The organism is Kribbella sp. NPDC055071 (genome assembly GCF_053608045.1).
Window position 1 is genome coordinate 1 of record NZ_JBSGUS010000078.1, and the last position, 1,205, is coordinate 1,205.

Annotated in this window: 2 protein-coding genes; both read left to right on the plus strand. The window is 36.8% G+C overall.

The features are described from left to right. Nucleotides 1–120 precede the first annotated feature (120 nt). Entirely contained in the window at nt 121–480 is a 360-nt protein-coding gene (locus ACWF4Z_RS38370) for a hypothetical protein (protein ID WP_268435266.1), read from the plus strand. A 191-nt stretch (nt 481–671) separates the two neighbouring features. Next, nucleotides 672–998: a hypothetical protein gene (locus ACWF4Z_RS38375; protein ID WP_452248116.1), complete on the plus strand. Its 327-nt coding sequence runs from the start codon at nt 672–674 to the stop codon at nt 996–998. The last annotated feature ends 207 nt before the right edge of the window (nt 999–1,205 follow it).

Consider the following 1,205-nt stretch of genomic DNA (forward strand, 5'->3'; position numbering starts at 1 on the left):
GTATTCTTCCCAACCAAACTAACATTAGCAAATTTCATTTTGTTAGCAGGGTATATGGGTGCGATTATTTATAACCTGGTTACCGAGGGCCTGAAATTTTCATAGAAAGGGGGAAAGGAAATGGAACAAAACGTAGCCAGTCTACAAAATATGGTTCTGACTGGACTCCTTTTAATGGCTATTATTGCAATTGCAGGGGCAATTGTTCCCTTTACGCAAGCGATTGAATTTAAAAGTTATGTTAACACTCAAATTGAGCGTAATGGAGGCCTTACTGGCGAGGCTAAAGAAAATATTGATGAATACAATCAAGCTCATTATCAGGGCCGTTATCAAGTCTCCAGTAACTCTGAAGGGCAAAAAAAGAAGTTTGGTGAAAGTGTAGATTATACGATTAAAGGCAATGTTCATTTCGATTTCTTTAATCTCCCGCCAATACCTATAGGTGTTAAAGGTTCCGCGGTTTCTTTGGTGAGGTGATTATATGTTTGGAATGAATGTGGATCGAATATTGAATTTTATTGCCTGGATCGGAATTATATCGGTTGTTGCTGGTGCGATTTATGGTTATTACTATACTGAACTGCCGGATCTTATCGTTGAATATTTTAGAGGGTTAAGGCCTGATGCTTAACAATAAAAATTTTAAGGGGACTTTATATATGGTTGTAATGAAAGAGGTAGACAAAGCTTTAGAAAAAGATTTTAGAGTAGGAGATCATTTTGATGTAGCAGCCAGTAAATTGGTTATTGGAATTGTTGGTTATTGTATCGAAAAAAACATTAATTACCTACTTAACGAGGACCTTGATTACAGTTTGATCACTAAACTAATTGTTAAGACCCCATTTATTTTTGATGAATTAAGTGAGGACAGTGAAACAAGACAATATTTCTACTCGCATTTTGGCTCAATTTCAGATCCAGTATTTGAAGGGGTAAAAATGACGGTTTTATCGGAAATTGAAAAACGGATTTATGGCAGGAATCAAACTTAATAGGTGAATAGTGTAGGTTTTACACACTTAAAAAGAGCTGATAACTTCAGCTCTTTTTTTATTGTAGATGAATAAACCTCCTGCGGGCCAATGGCCGGCAATAAAAGACTTGAAGGGAGGTGAGAAGATGTTTGAAGCAAACGCGGACAGATCGATTCATGGGATTGGGGCAATTATCGTAGGATCGTTGGTCATTTCCCTTATGAG